The sequence below is a fragment of the Pseudomonas sp. SA195 genome, from assembly GCF_054131565.1.
Map to the genome: position 1 here is coordinate 2,446,780 of NZ_CP096392.1, position 19,944 is coordinate 2,466,723.

Annotated in this window: 15 protein-coding genes; 8 read left to right on the top strand and 7 right to left on the bottom strand. The window is 62.6% G+C overall.

The features are described from left to right. Positions 1-6: 6 nt before the first annotated feature. Positions 7-1,164 (bottom strand): gluconokinase, GntK/IdnK-type, encoded by a 1,158-nt coding sequence (locus M1D78_RS11240; RefSeq protein ID WP_437420341.1) that lies wholly within the window; start codon positions 1,162-1,164, stop codon positions 7-9. A 235-nt stretch (positions 1,165-1,399) separates the two neighbouring features. Here M1D78_RS11240 and M1D78_RS11245 point away from each other — a divergent pair, with 235 nt between their 5' ends. Then, entirely contained in the window at positions 1,400-1,678 is a 279-nt protein-coding gene (locus tag M1D78_RS11245) for a peptidylprolyl isomerase (RefSeq protein ID WP_437419184.1), read from the top strand. On the opposite strand, the gene zapE is transcribed toward M1D78_RS11245, so the two are convergent. The 3 genes from zapE to M1D78_RS11260 are packed head-to-tail and all read right to left on the bottom strand — an operon-like array spanning position 1,675 to position 5,647. Continuing rightward, positions 1,675-2,790 carry a cell division protein ZapE gene (zapE, locus tag M1D78_RS11250; protein WP_437419183.1) on the bottom strand — a complete coding sequence of 372 codons (1,116 nt, stop codon included), beginning with the start codon at positions 2,788-2,790 and terminating at the stop codon, positions 1,675-1,677. The genes M1D78_RS11245 and zapE overlap by 4 nt on opposite strands. 58 nt (positions 2,791-2,848) lie before the next feature. Further along, a complete protein-coding gene (locus tag M1D78_RS11255) occupies positions 2,849-3,571 on the bottom strand; it encodes a DUF4198 domain-containing protein (protein WP_437419182.1) in 723 nt (240 codons plus the stop codon). Positions 3,572-3,595: 24 nt separating this feature from the next. Further along, positions 3,596-5,647 carry a TonB-dependent siderophore receptor gene (locus M1D78_RS11260; RefSeq protein ID WP_437420340.1) on the bottom strand — a complete coding sequence of 684 codons (2,052 nt, stop codon included), beginning with the start codon at positions 5,645-5,647 and terminating at the stop codon, positions 3,596-3,598. Between the two features lie 749 nt (positions 5,648-6,396). Between M1D78_RS11260 and M1D78_RS11265 the strand changes: the two genes are divergently transcribed. Next, positions 6,397-7,983: an ABC-F family ATPase gene (locus M1D78_RS11265; RefSeq protein WP_437419181.1), complete on the top strand. Its 1,587-nt coding sequence runs from the start codon at positions 6,397-6,399 to the stop codon at positions 7,981-7,983. 10 nt (positions 7,984-7,993) lie between these two features. On the opposite strand, the gene M1D78_RS11270 is transcribed toward M1D78_RS11265, so the two are convergent. Beyond that, a complete protein-coding gene (locus tag M1D78_RS11270) occupies positions 7,994-8,353 on the bottom strand; it encodes a response regulator (protein ID WP_437419180.1) in 360 nt (119 codons plus the stop codon). After that, positions 8,350-10,131, bottom strand: a complete 1,782-nt coding sequence (locus tag M1D78_RS11275; RefSeq protein ID WP_437419179.1) for a sensor histidine kinase — start codon at positions 10,129-10,131, stop codon at positions 8,350-8,352. Before M1D78_RS11275 ends, M1D78_RS11270 begins: the two co-directional genes overlap by 4 nt. A 239-nt stretch (positions 10,132-10,370) precedes the next feature. Between M1D78_RS11275 and M1D78_RS11280 the strand changes: the two genes are divergently transcribed. The 6 genes from M1D78_RS11280 to M1D78_RS11305 all read left to right on the top strand — a co-directional run bounded on the left by M1D78_RS11280 (position 10,371) and on the right by M1D78_RS11305 (position 18,435). Then, on the top strand, positions 10,371-11,882 hold the full coding sequence (locus M1D78_RS11280; protein WP_437419178.1) for a CoA-acylating methylmalonate-semialdehyde dehydrogenase: 1,512 nt from the start codon (positions 10,371-10,373) through the stop codon (positions 11,880-11,882). A 66-nt stretch (positions 11,883-11,948) separates the two neighbouring features. Further along, complete coding sequence (gene mmsB, locus M1D78_RS11285) at positions 11,949-12,845, top strand: 3-hydroxyisobutyrate dehydrogenase (RefSeq protein ID WP_437419177.1); 897 nt, start codon at positions 11,949-11,951, stop codon at positions 12,843-12,845. After that, positions 12,842-13,897 (top strand): enoyl-CoA hydratase/isomerase family protein, encoded by a 1,056-nt coding sequence (locus M1D78_RS11290; RefSeq protein WP_437419176.1) that lies wholly within the window; start codon positions 12,842-12,844, stop codon positions 13,895-13,897. Before mmsB ends, M1D78_RS11290 begins: the two co-directional genes overlap by 4 nt. A gap of 11 nt (positions 13,898-13,908) precedes the next feature. After that, positions 13,909-15,060 (top strand): acyl-CoA dehydrogenase family protein, encoded by a 1,152-nt coding sequence (locus M1D78_RS11295; protein WP_437419175.1) that lies wholly within the window; start codon positions 13,909-13,911, stop codon positions 15,058-15,060. 204 nt (positions 15,061-15,264) lie between these two features. Further along, a complete protein-coding gene (locus M1D78_RS11300) occupies positions 15,265-16,917 on the top strand; it encodes a long-chain fatty acid--CoA ligase (protein WP_437419174.1) in 1,653 nt (550 codons plus the stop codon). A 441-nt stretch (positions 16,918-17,358) separates the two neighbouring features. Beyond that, positions 17,359-18,435, top strand: coding sequence for a CaiB/BaiF CoA transferase family protein (locus M1D78_RS11305; protein WP_437419173.1), 1,077 nt, complete (start codon positions 17,359-17,361; stop codon positions 18,433-18,435). A 523-nt stretch (positions 18,436-18,958) separates the two neighbouring features. On the opposite strand, the gene M1D78_RS11310 is transcribed toward M1D78_RS11305, so the two are convergent. Continuing rightward, positions 18,959-19,933, bottom strand: a complete 975-nt coding sequence (locus M1D78_RS11310) for a D-2-hydroxyacid dehydrogenase family protein (protein WP_437419172.1) — start codon at positions 19,931-19,933, stop codon at positions 18,959-18,961. Positions 19,934-19,944 lie beyond the last annotated feature (11 nt).

The following is a 19,944-nucleotide window of genomic DNA, read 5'->3' on the forward strand; positions in this document are numbered from 1 at the left end:
GGAAGGTCAGTCGGCCGTTACGTTGGCTGCTGCGACAGGCTGCGAAGGTGGTCGGCGCCAGACGTTGACCAACTGGATCAGCGCGAGCACTGCCAACGCGACCATGCTCGTGGCGACCGGAACCATCGCGACGGCCAGCGGATAGCCCACCACAGGGCTGTTGATCGTCCAGCCGAACTGCATCTGGTTCCAGCCGCCGAGCGCAGCCAGGCCACTGGCGACCGCGACCATGATCCAACTGATCGAATCCACCACGCGCCTGAATAGATTTGGAAAACGGTCGCGGATCATGCTGAAGGCCATGAGTTCGCCGCGTCGCATGCTGGAGGCCACGCCGACGAATACCAACCAGACGAAGGCCAGCCGCGACAGCTCTTCCGCACCCGTCCAGCCCGTACCGAAGGCGTAGCGCAGCACCACGCTGCTGAAGACCACTATGACCATGAAGGCAAGCAGCATGGCCATCATCCAGTCGGTGATGCGATCGAAGCTACGCGCCAATTTGCCTTCATAGATGGGCGGGCTGGTCAGCTCCGCACCTTTAGGCTCGGCAAGAGGTGCTTCGGTACGCGCTTCGGATTCGTGCCTGCCGCCGCCCTGGCCACCGTGCTGGCCGCCGCGCCTGTTAGCGCTATCAAGCGGAGCCGCGGATAGATCCTCGCGGGCGTTGATCGCCAGCCCACCACCCTGCTCCATCCATTGAACGATCTCGGCGAGCACCGTCTCGCGCGGCTGGCTTGCATCCACCACCAGCACGCCGGGTTCGCCAGCGGGCGTTTCCAGCGTGGCGAACTGGCTATCGACAAGCGAAATGGGCATGAAGTGACCGACCCGACCACCAACGCGTTGGACGGCTGTTTCGTAATCGATGGACAGGTGGGCAAACCGCAGGCCGGGCACCGCTTCCCGCAAGATTTCCCGATAGCTGCGCTTGAGCGCCGAACACGCTAGAACGAAGCCAACGTTATCGGCTACAGCACGCTTCATTTCGACGGCAAGCCGGCGCAGCCACTCGACGCGATCGGCATCGGATAACGGCGTGCCGGCCCGCATGCGCGCAACGTTTTCTTCAGGGTGAAAATGGTCGGCTTCGATGTGCCGAAAGCCCAGCGCATCGGCAACAGCATGGCTGGTTTCGGTCTTACCCGAACCGCTCACACCCATAACGACTAACGCTCGGTGGAAAGGTGCGCTGATGGAGTGGGAATCCACAGTCGATCTCCGGCGGCCTCGTGGTGCCGCATTGTGTTTGTGATCCGGATGGTAGCGCTAACATATCGCAGACTATAACTACCGTTCGTCGGGTTAGGAATCAGCGAAACACTCCAAGGCAGGCAGCCCCCGCTTCGGATCGTGGCGCCACACGACTACAATCGCGCGCCCTGAAAGGAGATCTGCAATGCCCAAAGCCATGGCCCGCCACATCCTCGTCAAGACTGAAGCGGAAGCCGCGCAGCTGAAGAAGCGCATCGCCGGTGGCGAGGCCTTCGATGTGCTGGCCAGAAAGCATTCGCTTTGCCCATCCGGTAAGAAAGGTGGCGATCTCGGCGAGGTTCGCCCCGGCCAGATGGTGCGAAGCATCGACCAGGTGATCTTCAAGAAGGCGTTGCGCGAGGTGCATGGCCCAGTCAAGAGCCAGTTTGGCTACCACCTGGTTCAGGTGTTCTACCGCGACTAGCGGTGCCCCCGACCAAAACGCTGAAGCTGCATCTCGCCCAGCCGGCTCAGAGTGCGTCGAAAGGCGAACGACAGGTAGCCGAGTGTGTAGAGCGCTCCCATGGGCACGTTGGCCTGCAGGTACAGCGGTACGCCGCGGTCGTAGCACTCATCCACCAAAGCAATGAACCGCCTGACGGCATCATCGTGTGCGGCCAGCTTGGGTAACTCACGATCACCCGCCTCCACCTGAGCAGCCGCATCCTCGGTACCACGGGCAATGCGGCCTTCGCGCTGCTGACTGCCTAATTGGGGTACCTCGCTGATCAAGATCGCAGCGTAGCGGTCGCAGAGCGCGATGAAGTCCAGGGCGGAGAACGGACGCTCGCAGAGGTCGGCGAACCGGCACCAGATCAGGTTGTCGCTACGCCGCACCACCGCAAGAGATCGCTGCCCGATTTGCGCTGGCTCATAGCTGATCGGCCCGCTCTCGAGCGCATCGAACACAGCAGCCAGCACGTTGCCCTCGTCCGAAACCCAGTACCTCTGCTCGGCCGCGCCGGGTCGCTCGCGATGGTCTGCACCACCATCGACATCCAGCACATCCATGTGCCGCTCGATGGCCTCGATCGCAGGTAGAAAGCGCGAGCGATTGAAGCCGTCCGCATATAGTCGGTTGGGTGGCTGGTTAGAAGTCGTAACGAGCGTGACGCCATGCTCGAACATGGCCTGGAAAAGACGGCCCAGAATGATCGCATCGCCAATGTCGTCGACGAAGAGTTCGTCGAAACACAGCACCCGCAGGTCGCGACCAAGCTCGGATGCCAGCGCTTGTAACGGGTCGCGCGTGCCATTGAGTTGGAACAGCCGTGCATGAACCCAGCGCATGAAATGATGAAAGTGCTGCCGTCGGGCCGGCACGCGCAGGCTTTGATAAAAGATGTCCATCAACCAGGTCTTGCCACGCCCCACCGGGCCCCACAGGTAAACGCCCCTTGCCCCGCTGTCGGTGTGGTGAAGCGCCTGATGGCATGCTTCGAGATGCTCGGCGGCGCACTGCTGAGCGGGGTCGCAGACATACCCGTCGCGAGCGATAGCCCGCCGATAACGTTCTAGGGGTGTCGCCTGTGTCATGGGCCACCGACCGGTCATGAGAGCCGGCCGATGGTAGCGCAAGCGCGGGACTTGAGACCTAGTGCTCGTGGGGCTTGCGGAAGCTGAGTGACGTGAACATGCCACGGACGCGGGCATCCGGGTCGTTGCTGGGCACGCTTGTTGACGCCCCGATCACGTTGAACTCGGCGTTGCGTACTGGCACGTTCGCCTTGCCCTCGGCATCGGTCGTCGCCACGACCCGGTCAGGATCGTTGATGTAATCGCCGATCAGCTCGATGCCTTCGGCCGGCTTGCCATCGAGCAACACCTGCACAGGCAACGCGTCGCCGATGCCCAGCGTGAGCGGGTCGACCTGCGGCACGATAACGAGGGCGAGCTTGTCTAGCGCTGGCAGCTTTGCCCCTTCGGCGAGCACTGCGAGGCTGTACTTGTAGTAATGCCCGGAATCAAGCGCACCATCGACTTTAGTTTCGCCAGCATTGATCCAGCGCTTGTCCGGCGCCTGGGTCCAGTAACCATTGTCCAGCGCGACGCTGATAACAGCGGGCGATTCCAGGGGTTGCAGCCGCGCACGGTCTTCTAATCGTTCGACGGTAACCGGTATACGGCCGCCGTGCCGGTCTGTCGCCCAGGCACCGGATATCTTGCTGGGATCGTAGGCATCGTCTTCGGCGCCGTGCCCATAGATTACTTCGAAATGGCCGCGCCGCTCCTCTGTCCACATGCCATGAGCCGCAGCTTGCCCCGCAACGATCACCGCGAGCAGCGCCGTGGCCGTCTTCATCATTTGTTTGTTCATGGTCGGTCCTTGTCGTAAAGAGGATTAAAGCTCGAGCGACAGGCTCAGGCTGAGGTTGCGCGGCTCGCCCGGCATGACCCACACATTGCTGTAGGAGCGCTCGTAGTAAGTGCGGTCGAAGGCGTTGTTGAGGTTCACGCCCAAAGTCAACTGCTTGGTGGCCTTGTAGCGGGCCAGCAGGTCGACCGTGGTGTAGGCCGGCAACTCGAAGCCGCTGTCCGCCACGTTTCCAGAGCGGTCTCCGACGTAATTGACTCCACCACCGAGTTCCAAGCCGCTCAGCGTGCCATCGAGGAACTCATACACCCCTAGCAGGCTGCCGCTGTGTTCAGGCACGTTGAGCAGGCGACTGCCGCGCTCCAGCGTATTGTCTTCGGTGACTTCCGCATCGACATAGGCATAGGCGCCGATCAGGCGGATCTCGTCAGTGACCTGCCCCGTCAGTTGCAGGTCGATACCGCGGCTGCGAACTTCCCCGGCAGCGACCTGATAGGCCGAATCGGTCGGGTCGGCGGTGAGCACGTTTTCCTTCGTAAGGTGGAAAGCGGCGACGGTCATGCCTAGCCGACCATCGAACAGGTCGAATTTGGCGCCGGCTTCGTAGCCAATTCCCTCCTCCGGGTCGAACGCTGTGCCGCTCCGGTCCGCCCCGCTGTTGGGCTTGAACGACTGCGATGCATTAGCGAACACCCCGACCGTCGGCGTGAGCTGATAGAGCGCGCCGATCCGCGGCGTGACCTTCTCATGCGTCTGCTCGGTGCGAACGCCGCTCACCTCGTTATCCAAGCGATGCTCGTAGTGGTCGTAACGAGCGCCGATGACGCCGTAAAGCTTCTCGGTGAAGCGCATCTGGTCCTGCAGGTTCAACGAGCGGGCATGCACCAGTTCGTGACGATTCGTACTGCGCGCCGGGTTGAATGCCGGGCGCGGCTGGCCATAGACCGGCTCGTAGATATCGATTTGCGATACCGGCGACGAACGCAGCAGGCGCTCGTTCTTGGCATAACGCTCGTACTCGGTGCCAATCAGGAGGTTGTGCTCGACGCCACCGGTATAGGCCAGGCCGCGCAGCTCGAGCTGGGTGATACTGTCCTGCCAGTCGAAGTCACGGTAGCGAAACTCGCGATTGAGCGTGCGTGCGTCGGAGGCCATGGAGCTCGCCTCGGTTGCGCCGCCGCTCAGGCGCCCTTGTTTGTAGTGGCTGGCCAGGCGAACGGTCCAGCTGGCGTTAAGGTCGTGTTCCAGCTCCGCCTGCAGCGTCTCGTTGTTGTTGTCGATGTCCCCGTCGCGCGGCTCGCCGAAAAAATCGGAACGCGAAACGCTTCCCAGGTGATCGTTCGGCGCTACCACGCCGCGGTCGAATACCTGGCTGTTGCGGATGACCTCAGCCTGGACGAGCAAGCGCGTCTCAGGGTTGAGCGCCCAGCTGAACGACGGCGCGAAGAATTGCCGCTCGCCGGAGCGGTAATCGCGGAAGCTGTTGCTGTCTTCCACCGCCAGATTCATGCGGTAGAGCATGGTGCCCTCGTCATCAAGCGGCGTGTTGACGTCCAGGCTGCTGCGATAGCGGTCCCAGCGCCCGGCGCTCAGGTCGATACGCGCGAACCGTTCATCCTGCGGTCGCTTGCTGACGATGTTGATCGTGCCACCCGGATCGCCACGGCCGTAGAGGCTGGATGCAGGCCCCTTGAGCACGTCGATGCGCTCGACGTTTGAGGCGTCCTGCGGGTTCATGTAGCCGCGGTTGACGCTAAAGCCATCCTTGTAGAACTCGGACGTCGTCAGTCCTCGGATGCTGTACTCATACATCGTCAGGCCGCCGAAGTCGTTCTGCCTGGCAACGCCGCCGGCGTAATCCAGTGCCTTTTCAATACGAGGGGTATCGAGATCCCCTAGAACCGTCGCCGGCACGACAGCGACCGCCTGTGGAATTTCCTCCAGCGGAGTGTCCGTCTTGGTCGCGCTGCCGGTGCGGCGAGTACGGTAGCCCTCCGGCTCGCTGGACGCCTCGTCAGCAGTGATGACCACCTCGTCCAGCACTGCTGCCCCGTCCTGCGCCCAAGTCGGCAGCGCCATCCATCCCGCCACTGCCGCGGCGCCCATCCACCCTGCTGATAGCTTGTTGCTCATAATGCGTCCAATACAAATGTTATACCGTAACATTTGAACGAAGCGGCCCTGGACTGTCAAGGCAGGTGAGGCAAGGTTCGGTCGGTAGGTTCGAAACAGCGTGCAGGTTACTCAGTTGTCGGATGTCCGGACCGAACGCGTCATGCTTATCATCGCCTCGAGCCCGACCGCTCTAGGGTCCCGTCCGTTATCCACAGAACCTGTGGATAAGACTGTGAGCAAAACTTGGATGACTGCCTCAAAGGCCCAGCCGACGCGGCCTTGCAACAGATCGGACATTTTTTATACGTTGCTTAATAGTTATTTAAAATCAGTAACTTACAAGATACCAAAGGTCTTCGACTCGCCTAGCTCATGGCAAGGCACGACGCTGCGCCGATTATGTGCATAACAATTCTTGTCAACCATTTTTTAAGAAAAAAAGGCAGCTATAGCGCTGGACAAATATCACTTTTTGCCCTGGTGGATGGCTCGTTGCCACTACCGCTTGTACGGAAGACGTTGGGGTTTACCCGTCGCAGCCCGTACAATGCGCGGCTCTATGCAGCAGACGTCCGATACACATGCCAGACAACCGGCATGGGTTCCGTTTCGCTATGTCCGCTGACTGGCAGCCCGAAGCACCCTTTCGATAGCCTGGCCCTCGGAACAGCCCACGCGTCATCACTTACCTCTGATACCCGCGAGTAACACTCTTGATTTCAACCGCTAATATCACCATGCAGTTTGGCCCCAAGCCGCTGTTCGAAAACGTTTCCGTCAAGTTCGGCAACGGCAATCGCTACGGCCTAATCGGCGCCAACGGCTGTGGCAAGTCGACCTTCATGAAGATTCTCGGCGGCGAACTGGAGCCGACCACGGGCCAGGTCATGCTTGAGCCGAACGTACGCCTGGGCAAGCTACGCCAGGATCAGTTCGCTTATGAAGAATTCAGCGTCATCGATACCGTGATCATGGGCCACGAGGCGCTTTGGAAGGTGAAAGCCGAGCGCGAGCGCATCTACTCCCTGCCCGAGATGAGCGAGGAAGACGGCATGGCCGTCGCGGAATTGGAGACCGAGTTCGCCGAGATGGACGGCTATACCGCCGAATCACGCGCCGGTGAGTTGTTGCTAGGCCTCGGCATTCCACTGGAGCAGCATTTCGGCCCGATGAGCGAAGTCGCACCCGGCTGGAAGCTACGCGTGTTGCTCGCCCAGGCGCTGTTCTCCGACCCTGAAGTGCTGCTGCTCGACGAGCCGACTAACCACCTGGATATCAACACTATTCGCTGGTTGGAAAGCGTTCTGGTTGCTCGCAACAGCACCATGATCATCATTTCCCACGACCGCCACTTTCTGAATAGCGTCTGTACCCATATGGCGGACCTGGATTACGGCGAGCTGCGCCTGTTCCCGGGCAACTACGATGAGTACATGACTGCCGCGACCCAGGCCCGTGAGCGCCTGCTGTCAGACAATGCCAAGAAAAAGGCGCAAATCGCCGAATTGCAGACGTTCGTCAGCCGCTTCTCGGCCAACGCCTCCAAGGCCAAGCAGGCCACCAGCCGGGCGAAGCAGATCGACAAGATCCAGCTGGAGGAAGTCAAGCCGTCCAGCCGCGTCAGCCCGTTCATTCGTTTCGAACAGACCAAGAAGCTGCATCGTCAAGCGGTGACGCTGGAAAATGTCAGCCAGGGCTATGACGGTGTCGAGCTGTTCAAGCGCCTCGGCCTGCAAATCGAGGCCGGAGAGCGCGTCGCCATCATCGGCCCCAACGGCATCGGCAAAACCACCCTGCTGCGCACCCTGGTCGGCGAAATGCCAGCCATGAGCGGTGAAGTGAAATGGACCGAAAGCGCCGAGGTCGGCTATTTCGCCCAGGACCATGCTGAAGACTTCGAAGCAGACATGACCCTGTTCGACTGGATGGCGCAGTGGACCAAGGGCGGCGAGCAACTGGTGCGTGGCACGCTGGGCCGCATGCTGTTTTCCAACGATGACATCGGCAAGTCGGTGAAGGTGATTTCGGGTGGCGAACAGGGCCGCATGCTGTTCGGCAAGCTGATCCTGCAGAAGCCCAACGTCCTGGTCATGGACGAACCCACCAACCACCTGGACATGGAATCGATCGAGGCGCTGAACCTGGCGCTGGAGAACTATCCGGGCACGCTGATCTTCGTCAGCCATGACCGTGAGTTCGTCAGCTCACTGGCCACGCGTATCATCGAGCTGTCGGAAAACGGCGTCACCGACTTCTCCGGCACCTATGACGATTACCTGCGCAGCCTGGGCCTGATCTGACGGCTTCGGCTCACCCTTGCAGTGCCTGGGTCACCAGGCGCTGCAAGTCATCGAAGAAAAACGGCTTCTGCAGGGTCGGGATCGCCGCATAACGCGGATCCATCCCGACCTTCCCATAACCGGTTGCGAAAATCAGCGGGACGCCACGCTCGATCAGCCGCTCGGCGATGGGGAAGCTGTTGATCCCGTCCAGATTCACATCGAGCAAGGCCAGGTCGAACTCATCCTGCTCAGCGGCTTGCATGGCCTCATCGAACTGTGCAACCAAACGGACCGAGCCGCAGCCGATGTCTTGCAGCATGTCCTCGATCAGCATGCCGACCAGCGCCTCGTCCTCGATGACCAGTACCCGCGCGCCTCTTACCGTCATGGCAATGGGACCTCCATGTCGCAGACGAGCCCATCCGCAAGAAACGCCAGCCGTACTTGAGCGTTCAATTCCCCTGCAAGGCCCCGCTCGAGCAGGCGCGAGCCGAAACCTTTGCGCTCTGGCGGCCGGACCGGCGGGCCGCCCTGCTCTTCCCAACGCAGCTTGAGCAGCGCGACGGGGTGCGCTGCGGCGACTTGCCATGCCAAGTGCACGACGCCGCGCTCGCTCGACAGCGCACCGTATTTGCCTGCATTGGTACACAGTTCATGCAGCGCCATGGCCAGCGCCAGCGCCGCCTTCGGACGCAGGCGCAGCGCAGGGCCGTGGACAACGAAGCGTTGCCGTCCCACAAGCTGAAACGGTGCGGTTGCCTGGGCGACAACGTCGCGCAGGTCCGCGCTCTCCCAATTTTCACGCGACAGCACATCATGCGCCTTCGACAGCGCGATCAGCCGCCCTTCGAACCAGCGGTAACTCTCGTTGCCGGCGTCGCGCCGAAAGCTCTGCGAAGCGATTGATTGCACGGTCGCGAGCGTGTTCTTGACCCGATGATTGAGTTCGTTGAGCAGCAATAGGCGGTGGTCCTCGGCAACCTTGCGCTCGGTGATGTCGACCATCATGTTGACGGCCCCGACCACCTCACCGGCGTGGTTGCGAAGCGAGGCGGGATAGCCCAGGAACGGGATGCGACTGCCATCGGGACGCTCGGCCAGCGCCTCGATTCCATGAAAGGAGCAGTCCTGCGCCAGCGCTACGGCCATCGGGCAGGTGCCCGGCTCGATGAGCGTGCCGTCCGGGCGATACAGCCGCCAGATCACGCTCCACTCGTCCACACCGATCTGTGGCACTCGCCCAGCCAGCTCCACGCACGCCTGGTTGTAGTAAGTCAGCACGCCCCTGGCGTCCGTGGTGTAGACAGCCGTGGGCAGCGCATCGAGCAGGTTGCGAAGGCGCAACTCGGCTTCCAGATGAGCGTTTTCCAGCCGTTTGCGTTCGGTAATGTCATGCGTGATCGCAAGCTGCACGAAGCGCCCTTTTGCACCGACATCCTCGCTGGGCATGAACATGGGTACGGCATGCGTCTCCATGTGCCGACGGTTGCCTTCAAGGCTGATGAGGTCGAATTCCCAGCTGAGCTTCTCGCCTTCGCACACTCGGCGATGGAGCTCGATCCATCGCTCGCGGTGTTCCGGAACGATCAGGTCGAAGACGCAGGCGCCCTCGACCGCACCTGCGAGCGAGGCCTCGACCATGCGCAAGCCTGCCGGGTTCATCTGCAGCAAGGTGCCGTCGCGGTCGACGATTTTCACGCATTCAGGCGTGTTGTCGACGATCGCCCGCAGCCATTCAACCTGACGCTGCTCGTCGCTGCCCGGCGGTTCGCTCGCGTGGAAACAGAGAATCGCACCCGTTATCTGCCCCGTATCGCTACGCACCGCGTCGATGTTGGCGCGCATGGTCGCGGCGGTGCCATCGGCTCGTTCGATTACCAGCGGTACGTCCACAGCGCTGTGTCCGCTGCAGATCGGGTCGGCCAACGGCGTGTCGGCGAAGGGGACGAGGTGTCCGCTGGCGTCCAGGATGCGCAGCCGGCCCTGGCTGGCCAGGCCGCCGCCACAGAGCCGGTCGGCCTGGCGGTTGTAGCGCTGCACGGCGCCGTCGGCGTCGAGCGTACAAACAGCCATGGGGAGGATGTCGAGCGTTGGGTCGTCGAACGGCGACGGACCTGCGAGGGGGTCGATAGCGGGACGTGTACCCGATAGGTCTGCAATCTGCATCGGAACCTTGTTCGCGAGTGTGTTCAGCCAGTGTCGGCGGCGTAAGCCGCTGGCCAGTCTACCCAACCGAGGGATGTGGCGCGCTCAAACGAGTCGTCAATCGTCGGACGGGAGACAGATCTCTGTGGATTTTTGCAGAAGCGGTATGCATCCAGCCGCATTGATATGGGTAATTTTCCACTCTAGGCTCAAGCCATCATCGACTTGCCTTCCAATAACAACAATCGCTAGGACTCGCCATGACCCAGTCAAGTGCCATCCCAACAGTCAAACTCCTGATCGGCGGTGAGCTGGTCGAATCCTCGACGCAAGAGTGGCGCGACATCGTCAACCCGGCCACTCAAGAGGTGCTGGCGCGCGTACCCTTCGCCACCGAAACGGAAATGAACGCCGCCGTCGCCAGTGCCAAGGAAGCCTTCAAAACGTGGCGCAAGACGCCTATCGGCGCGCGCTCGCGGATCTTCCTCAAGTACCAGCAGCTGATCCGCGAAAACATGAAGGAGCTCGCCGCCATCCTCACTGCCGAACAGGGCAAGACCCTGCCAGACGCAGAAGGCGATGTGTTTCGCGGTCTCGAAGTGGTGGAGCACGCCGCCGGCATCGGCAACCTGCAGCTTGGCGAGCTGGCCAATAACGTCGCCACCGGCGTCGACACCTATACCCTGCTGCAGCCGCTGGGCGTTTGCGCCGGCATCACCCCGTTCAACTTCCCGGCGATGATCCCGCTGTGGATGTTCCCGATGGCCATCGCCACCGGCAACACCTTCGTACTAAAGCCATCCGAGCAGGACCCCATGGTCACCATGCGTCTGGCCGAGCTGGCGCTGGAAGCGGGCGTGCCACCGGGCGTACTGAACGTCATCCATGGCGGCGCCGATGCGGTAAACCTGATCTGCGATCACCCGGACATAAAAGCCGTCTCCTTCGTCGGCTCGACCAAGGTCGGCACCCACGTCTACAACCGCGCCTCCCAGGCCGGTAAGCGTGTGCAGTGCATGATGGGGGCCAAGAATCACGGCATCATCCTGCCCGACGCTCACAAGGAGCAGACGCTCAACAACCTCGTTGGCGCTGCATTCGGTGCGGCCGGTCAGCGCTGCATGGCGCTGTCAGTGCTGATATTGGTGGGCGAAGCTCAGAGCTGGCTGCCAGATCTGGTCGCTAAAGCCAAAACACTGAAAGTGAACGCGGGCGCTGAAAGCGGGACCGACGTCGGCCCCGTGGTGTCCTGCGCGGCGCTTGATCGCATCAGCTCGCTGATCGAGCGCGGCGTGTCCGAAGGTGCAGAGCTGGTCCTCGACGGGCGCAATCCACAGGTGGCGGGCTTCGAGAAGGGCAATTTCGTCGGCCCGACCATCTTCTCCGGGGTCAAGCCGGACATGACCATTTACCGCGAGGAAATCTTCGGGCCGGTGCTCTGCGTGATGCAGGTCGACACGCTGGATGAAGCCATCGAACTGATCAATGCCAACCCCAACGGCAACGGCACCGCCCTCTTCACCCGTTCCGGCGCCGCCGCCCGGCATTTCCAGGAAGAGATCGACGTTGGCCAGGTCGGCATCAACGTACCGATCCCGGTACCGGTGCCCATGTTCTCCTTTACCGGCTCACGCGCTTCAAAGCTCGGCGACCTCGGCCCGTATGGCAAGCAGGTGGTGCAGTTCTACACTCAGACCAAGACGGTGACCCAGCGCTGGTTCGACGAAAGCGAAGTCGGCGGCCCGGTGAACACCACGATCAACCTCAAGTAATTGGATCGGCGCTGGCTTTTGCTTGGCGCCGTTTCAGCCGTCAATCAGAACAAGAAGGAAACGGCCATGCATATTGGATTTCTAGGGCTCGGCAACATGGGCGGGCCGATGGCGCGCAACCTGCTCAAAGCCGGCCATCAGGTCACTGTATTCGATCTCTCCGCGGCTGCGGTGTCGGGTCTGGTCGAAGCCGGTGCCAAGCAGACCACCTCGCCTGCGGCAGTCGCAAGCGCTGGCGTCGAGGCCATCATCACCATGCTGCCCGCTGCTGCGCACGTGAAGCAGGTGTACCTCGGCGAGGACGGGCTTCTCGCCAATGTCCCCTCCGGCGTGCTGCTGATCGATTCGTCCACCATCGACCCGATGTCCGCGCGGGAAGTCGCGGCCGCGGCCGCAGAGAACGGCAATCCGATGCTCGACGCACCGGTGTCCGGTGGCACGGTCGGCGCTGCCGCCGGCACCCTGACCTTCATGGTCGGCGGCAGTGAGGCGGATTTTCAAAAAGCCCAACCGATCCTCGCCGCCATGGGCAAAAACATCGTCCATTGCGGCGATACCGGCAACGGTCAGGTGGCCAAGGTCGCCAACAACATGCTGCTTGGCATCTCGATGATTGGCGTTGCAGAGGCCATGTCCCTCGGCGTCGCGCTGGGGATGGATGCCAAGGTGTTGGCCGGCATCATCAATTCGTCGAGCGGCCGTTGCTGGGCCTCGGAGATCAACAATCCCTTCCCAGGCGTGCTGGAAAATGGCCCTGCATCGCGGGGCTACAGTGGCGGCTTCGGCACCGATCTGATGCTCAAGGACCTCGGCCTTGCCAGCGAGGCAGCCAAACAGGTGCGCCAGCCAGTTATCCTCGGTGGTCTCGCGCAGCAGCTCTACCAAGCCTTCAGCATGCAGGGCCATGGCGGGCTGGACTTCTCCGCGATCATCAAACTCTACCGCCAAGAGGACGAGACATGACCCAGGCAGAAGCACCGGTACTGATTGAATTCCGTAACCGCGTCGGCTATCTCACCCTCAACCGCCCGGCCGGCCTGAATGCCGTCACCCTGGACATGGTGCGCGTGCTGCACCGCCAGTTGAAGGATTGGGCAGACGACCAAGATGTGGTCGCCGTGGTGTTGCGCGGCGCTGGCGAGAAAGCCTTCTGTGCAGGCGGCGACATCCGTTCGCTGTATGACAGCTACCAGAACGGCGACAACCTGCACCGTGATTTCTTCGAAGAGGAATACGCGCTTGACCAGTACATCCACGCCTACACCAAGCCACTTCTGGCGTTGATGAATGGCTTCGTGCTGGGTGGCGGTATGGGGCTGGTTCAGGGCGCGTCGCTGCGGGTTATTTCCGAGCGCACCCGGATGGGGATGCCAGAGGTCGGCATTGGCTACTTTCCCGATGTGGGCGGCAGCTATTTCCTGTCGCGTCTGCCTAACCACCTCGGCTTCTACATGGGCCTGACCGGCCACCATGTGGGCTCTGCCGATTCGCTATTTGCGGGCCTGGCCGACTATTGCCTGCCGCATGAGCAGTTCGCCGAACTGGAGCGCCGTCTCGACGAGCAGGACTGGTCCATGCCGCCGCTGCAGGCACTGACCAACCTGCTGGTATCCATGGGCAGCCCTGAGCTGCCCGATGCGCCGTTCAAGACGCTCGCGCCCGCCATCGACGAACACTTCTCACATGACAACGTCGCCGCCATTCGCCAATCCCTCGCCAGCGAAACCCGCGCCGAGTACCGAGACTGGGCTGCCGAGACATTGAAAACCATGGACAGCCGCTCGCCGCTATCGATGAGTGTGACCCTGGAAATGCTCCGCCGTGGTCGGAACGCGTCGCTGGCCGAATGCTTCGCCATGGAACTGCACCTGGACCGCCAGTGGTTCGACGAAGGCGACATCATCGAGGGCGTGCGTGCGCTCATCGTCGACAAGGACAAGAATCCCCGCTGGAACCCGCCTACGCTGGATGAAGTGGCGCCCGCGCGCGTGGCGGCTTTCTTCGACGGCGTCTGATAGGAACTGCTATGCAAGACATCGAACTGAGCGAAGAACAACGGATGATCCGCGAAATGGCGCGCGACTTCGCCCGCGCCGAAATCGCGCCCAAGGCGGAAGCCTGGGAGCAGGCAGCCTGGATCGGTGACGACACCGTGACCCAACTGGGCGAGCTCGGTCTGCTGGGCATGATCGTGCCCGAGCAATGGGGCGGCACCTACATTGACTACGTCGCCTACGCCCTGGCCGTCGAGGAAATTTCCGCAGGCGATGGCGCCATCGGCGCGCTGATGAGCATTCACAGCTCGGTCGGCTGCGGTCCGATCCTCAAATACGGCACGCCGGAGCAGCAGGATGAGTGGCTGCCGGATCTGGCGGCTGGCCGTGCCATCGGCTGCTTCGCCCTGACCGAACCCCAGGCCGGCTCCGAGGCGCACAACCTGCGCACCCGCGCCGTGCTGGAAAACGGGGAATGGGTGATCAACGGCGCCAAGCAATTCGTCAGCAACGGCAAGCGCGCCAAGATCGCGATCGTCTTCGCCGTCACCGATCCGGAGCTGGGCAAAAAGGGACTTTCAGCGTTCCTGGTGCCCACCGACAACCCCGGTTTCGTCGTCGACCGGATGGAAAAGAAGATGGGCATCAAAGCCTCGGATACTTGCGGCGTCACCCTGCGTGATTGCCGCATTCCTGAGGCCAACCTGCTCGGCCCGCGCGGCAAAGGACTGGCTATCGCCCTGTCGAATCTCGAAGGCGGGCGTATCGGAATCGGCGCGCAGGCGTTGGGCATCGCCCGCGCCGCGTTCGAGGCGGCACTGGGTTACGCCCGCGAGCGAATCCAGTTCGACAAGCCGATCATCGAGCACCAGAGCGTGGCCAACATGCTTGCGGACATGCACACCCGTATCAACGCGGCGCGTCTGCTGATCCTGCATGCCGCGCGCCTGCGCAGCGCCAATCTGCCGTGCCTGTCCGAGGCTTCCCAGGCCAAGCTGTTCGCGTCCGAAGTTGCCGAGTACGTCTGCTCAAAAGCGATGCAGATCCATGGCGGCTACGGCTATCTCGAGGATTACCCGGTCGAGCGCTACTACCGTGACGCGCGGATCACGCAGATCTACGAAGGCACCAGCGAGATTCAGCGGCTGTTGATTGCGCGTGAGTTGAATAATTACGGACTCTGATCGCAGTCCAAGTGGGCGTTACCGAAAAGGATCGCCAGCAAGCTGGCTCTTACGGAATGCACGATCCCTGCTTTGTAGGAGCCAGCTTGCTGGCGATCAAGCGCTAACCCAAACAGTAGAGAAGGACCACCTCGAAGCAGTATTCCGAACGGCCGATGGCGGCGGCGCGAGCCGCCATCCAACAACAATAAAAAGGATACGAAGATGCTCAAAGGTACGATGCAGCAGACCCCGCTGATGATCAGCGGCATCCTCACCCACGCCGCCCTCGCCCATGGCGACCGTGAAATCGTGTCGCGGCTGGTGGACGAACCCCTTTGGCGCTACGACTACGCGGGACTGGCCAAACGTGCCGGCCAAGCCGCCTCGATGCTGCGCAGCCTGGGCGTCAAATCCGGCGACTTGGTCTCGTCCATGGCCTGGAATACCCATCGTCACTTCGAACTCTTCTTTGCCGTACCGGGCATCGGCGCCGTGCTGCACACCGCCAATCCGCGGCTGTCGGACGACCAGATCATCTACACCCTGAACCACGCCGGCAGCGGCGTACTGCTGTTCGATCGCAGCTTCCTGGCTGTCGTCGAGCGGGTTCGGCCCCGGCTGGAGCACATCCGCACTTACATCATGCTGTCGGATGCCGAACGCACCGAGCCGGGCGAAGTGGGCGCATTGAGCTACGAAACCCTTATCGAGCGAGCAGATCCGCTCACCGACTGGCCGCAGTTCGACGAGCACGCCGGCGCCATGCTCTGTTACACCTCCGGTACCACCGGCAATCCGAAGGGTGTGGTCTACAGCCACCGTTCCGTCGTGTTGCACGCCATGGCCGCGGGCCTCACCGGCGCCTTCGGCTTTTCGGCATTCGATTGCATCATGCCCTGCTCCTCGCTCTACCACGCGGCCGCCTGGGGCGTGCCGTTTACCGCCGCGATCAATGGCTGCAAGTTCGTCCTGGCGTGCGACAAGATGGATGGCGCCAGCCTGCAGGAGCTGATCCAAAACGAAGGCGTCACCTTCTCCGGCGGCGTGCCGACGATCTGGACGATGTACCTCAACCATCTGGAGCGCACCGGCGAGGATACCGGCCAGCTCAAGTGCCTGGTGATCGCGGGCTCAGCCGTGCCCAGGGCACTGGCCGAGAAGTTCGAGACGAAATACGGCGTCAGCGTCCGCCAGCTCTGGGGCATGACCGAAACCAGCCCGCTCGGCGTCGTCGCCACCCCGACGCCCAAGCTGGCTGCCCTGGGCGAAGCCGCTACCAACGAGGCCATCTGGACGCGCCAGGGCCGCCTGCAATTTGGCATCGAGCTGAAGATCGTCGACGAAGCGGGCAATGAGCTGCCGCACGACGGCGTCAGTTCCGGCGCGCTTCTAGTACGCGGCCCGTGGACGGTCGAGCGCTACTTCCGCAGCGACGCCAGCGCGCTGGACAAGGATGGTTGGTTCGACACCGGGGATATCGCGACCCTCGACCCGAACGGCTACATGCGTATCACCGACCGCAGCAAGGACGTGATCAAGTCCGGCGGTGAGTGGATCAGCTCGATCGACATCGAAAACATCGCCGTCGGCTGCCCAGGCGTGCGCATCGCCGCGGTGGTTGGCGTGGCCCACGCCAAATGGGAAGAGCGCCCGATTCTCATCATCGAAGCGCACGATGATGCCGAGGTCTGCGCCGAAACGGTCCTCACGTTCCTGGAATCGCAGATCGTCAAATGGTGGATGCCCGATGCCGTGATCTTCGACAGCGTTCCGCTAACCGCCACCGGCAAGATCGACAAGAAGACCCTGCGCGACCGCTACCGCGACCACCTGATCGAGCAGGAGGAAAGCGCGGCGGATGCGGCGGGCATGTGACTGGGGCCAGACCGAGCGCCCCCCGTTGAGCACCAAGCTGTTTGCGCTTTGACCCGGTTCCCTTAAGGCACTGCAACACTTGCCGCATCGTGCGGCGGCTCTAGCACGACGCGGCTGGGAGCAAGTGCAGAACGGCGAGGCGTTCTGCTGCGACCGCTGACGCTTTCTGTGAACGTTCATGCCGTATCTCGCAGCGGCTTCAGCACGGCGCGGCGCCGGGACCGATCGTTAGGATGGCTAGGTGGTGATTTCTTATTACGCTTCGGTCCACCGGCGCGAGGAGCGAGCATGCGCACGGCAATCGGCAGCGCATAGTTCGACGTTTGGCTTCCGCCACGGCACCGCAGCGTGATCTTCCAGTCATGACTCGCTGACTAGCCCGGTCGGATCGCAGCCAAATGAGCCTAACCGCTCAACATAAACACAAATAAGGAGCGCCCCATGCCGACCGCCACCGCTACACCCCGCCAGGGCCCGCTGCTCGGACTGCGCGTGTTGGAATTCGCCAGCATCGGCCCCGGCCCGCATTGCGCAATGCTGCTGGCCGATCTCGGCGCCGAAGTGATCCGCATCGAGCGCGAGGGTGGCAATGGTTGGCCCAATCCGGTCGCGGATCGTGGTCGCAAGCGCATGACGCTGAATATCCGCACCGCTGCCGGACGCGAGCGCTGCCTAGCCCTGGCGGAGGGTGCCGACGTACTGATCGAAGGCATGCGACCCGGCGTGATGGAACGCCTCGGCCTCGGGCCGGAACAGGTCCATGCGCGCAATCCGCGGCTGGTCTACGGCCGGATGACCGGCTGGGGCCAGACCGGACCCTTGGCCCAGAGTGCCGGGCACGACATCAACTACATCGCGCTGACCGGCGCCCTCGCCGCCATTGGAGGTCGTGAAGGCCCGGCGATTCCGCCGCTCAACCTGGTGGGCGATTTCGGCGGCGGCTCGTTGTATCTGGCGTTCGGCATCATGGCCGCACTGTGGGAGCGTGAGCGCTCAGGTTTGGGCCAGGTGGTCGATGCCGCCATCGTCGACGGCGTGTCGTCGATGATGACCTTCTTCGCCGGGCTGCTGCCCAGCGGTACCATTTCGCTGGAGCGCGACCGCAACCTGCTCTCCGGCGCCGCGCCGCATTACCGCTGCTACACCTGTGCCGACGGACGCGACATCGCCATCGGGCCACTGGAGCCACAGTTTCTTGCCGAGCTGATGCAGCGAATCGGCGCCTCAGAGAGCCTGCTAGAAAGCTGCGCCAATCCTGACCATTGGCAGGCACAAAGCGAACAGCTCGCCACCCTCTTCGCCAGCCGAACCCAGGCCCAGTGGTGCGAACTGCTCGAAGGCACCGATGCCTGCTTTGCCCCGGTCCTCACCTTGGAAGAAGCCGCTGCGCATCCGCACATGCAGCAACGTGGCGTATACCACGCAATCGACGGCGCTCTCCACGCCGCCCCCGCGCCGCGATTCTCCCGCACCCCCGGCAATATTCGCCCGTCGTTCAACGCCGACGGTTGGGACTAAAGCTGCCCAAAGGCGCCGGCGTCGGCGATCTGAAACCGCCACCCGGGTCGCAGCCAGAGGCAGCTCCTACATAAAGCACCGCGCACTCGCCTGTAGGAGCAGGTTCTACCTGCGACCTGGCGCGCGCACGCCGCCCAGTCGCAGCCTAAGGCTGCTACTACAAAAGCACCGCAGCCGCCTGTAGGAGCAGGTTCTACCAGCGACCCGCGCACCCGCACGCCACCCCAGTCGCAGCCAGAGGCAGCTCCTACAAAAGCCCACCGAAGCCCCTGTAGGAGCAGGTTCTACCTGCGACCCCCGCGCACCCGTGCATCACCCCGGTCGCAGCCAGAGGCAGCTCCTACAAAAGCCCACCGAAGCCCCTGTAGGAGCAGGTTCTACCTGCGACCCCCGCGCACCCGTGCATCACCCCGGTCGCAGCCAGAGGCGGCTCCTACAAAAGCACACCGCAGCCCGCCTGTAGGAGCAGGTTCTACCTGCGACCCGCGCACCCGCACGCCACCCCGATCGCCACACGCCGCTGCTATTGAAGCGCATCGAGCACGCCTGGGTTGGCTACTTCGCACGCCTCTCCCCGAAAGAACGCCGCCACGTTGGCGAAGGCGTCGCCGAAGTAAAGTTCGTAACCCTGCCGCTCCACATATCCGAGATGCGGCGTGCACAGCACCCTGGGATGGCGCAGCAAGGGATGTTCCGGGCCGGTAACGGGCTCGTCTTCGAACACGTCCAGCGCCGCGTAGCCGGGCCGTCCGGCGTCCAGCGCGGCGAGCAAGGCGCCGGGCGCAATAAGGTCTGCGCGGCTGATATTGACCAGCAACGCAGAGGGCTTCATCCGTGCGAGATCCGCAGCAGTGACGATGTGCCGGGTCGCCTCGACCAGTCGCAGGTTCAGGCTCAGCACATCCACCTCGGCAAAGAATGCTTCGCGGCTTGCTGCTGCGCGATGGCCGTCACGCTCCGCTGCTTGTCGCGACCCCTCGCTACCCCAGACCAACACTGGCATTTCGAACGCCTGTGCATAACGGGCCAGGCGCTGGCCGATCTTGCCGTAGCCCCAAATGCCCAGCGTCTGACCATACAACCGGTCACCTAGATTCACCTGCCACTGCCCGGCGTACAGCGCCTGCATGGCGGGGTACAGCTGCCGCCGCGCCATCATGATCAGCGCCCAGGCCAGCTCCGCCGGCGCGATGGGGGAGCCACGCCCCTCCATCACCGCCACGCCGTGGCGTGTGCAGGCATCAAGGTCAAGGTGAGCCGCGACCTTGCCTGTCTGGCTGATGAGTTTGAGATTGGGTAAGCGAGCCAACAACGCTTCGTCGATGACTGTACGTTCGCGAGTCAGGACCAACGCGTCGGCGTCAGCGAACCGTTCCGCGAGCACCTCGGGGTCTTCCGCCGCATCGTGATAGATCGTCACCCGATGCCCGTCGAGCTGCCTGAAGCATTCCAGCGAACGGACGACGTCCTGGTAATCATTGGGGATGACGATGTGCATTTGCTCTCTCC

Excerpts from the sequence above, each read along its gene's own strand:
- M1D78_RS11240 (WP_437420341.1), bottom strand. The coding sequence starts at position 1,164 with ATGGGTGTGAGCGGTTCGGGTAAGACCGAAACCAGCCATGCTGTTGCC.
- M1D78_RS11245 (WP_437419184.1), top strand. The coding sequence starts at position 1,400 with ATGCCCAAAGCCATGGCCCGCCACATCCTCGTCAAGACTGAAGCGGAA.
- zapE (WP_437419183.1), bottom strand. The coding sequence starts at position 2,790 with ATGACACAGGCGACACCCCTAGAACGTTATCGGCGGGCTATCGCTCGC.
- M1D78_RS11255 (WP_437419182.1), bottom strand. The coding sequence starts at position 3,571 with ATGAACAAACAAATGATGAAGACGGCCACGGCGCTGCTCGCGGTGATC.
- M1D78_RS11260 (WP_437420340.1), bottom strand. The coding sequence starts at position 5,647 with ATGGCGCTGCCGACTTGGGCGCAGGACGGGGCAGCAGTGCTGGACGAG.
- M1D78_RS11270 (WP_437419180.1), bottom strand. The coding sequence starts at position 8,353 with ATGACGGTAAGAGGCGCGCGGGTACTGGTCATCGAGGACGAGGCGCTG.
- M1D78_RS11275 (WP_437419179.1), bottom strand. The coding sequence starts at position 10,131 with ATGCAGATTGCAGACCTATCGGGTACACGTCCCGCTATCGACCCCCTC.
- M1D78_RS11280 (WP_437419178.1), top strand. The coding sequence starts at position 10,371 with ATGACCCAGTCAAGTGCCATCCCAACAGTCAAACTCCTGATCGGCGGT.
- mmsB (WP_437419177.1), top strand. The coding sequence starts at position 11,949 with ATGCATATTGGATTTCTAGGGCTCGGCAACATGGGCGGGCCGATGGCG.
- M1D78_RS11290 (WP_437419176.1), top strand. The coding sequence starts at position 12,842 with ATGACCCAGGCAGAAGCACCGGTACTGATTGAATTCCGTAACCGCGTC.
- M1D78_RS11295 (WP_437419175.1), top strand. The coding sequence starts at position 13,909 with ATGCAAGACATCGAACTGAGCGAAGAACAACGGATGATCCGCGAAATG.
- M1D78_RS11300 (WP_437419174.1), top strand. The coding sequence starts at position 15,265 with ATGCTCAAAGGTACGATGCAGCAGACCCCGCTGATGATCAGCGGCATC.
- M1D78_RS11305 (WP_437419173.1), top strand. The coding sequence starts at position 17,359 with ATGCCGACCGCCACCGCTACACCCCGCCAGGGCCCGCTGCTCGGACTG.
- M1D78_RS11310 (WP_437419172.1), bottom strand. The coding sequence starts at position 19,933 with ATGCACATCGTCATCCCCAATGATTACCAGGACGTCGTCCGTTCGCTG.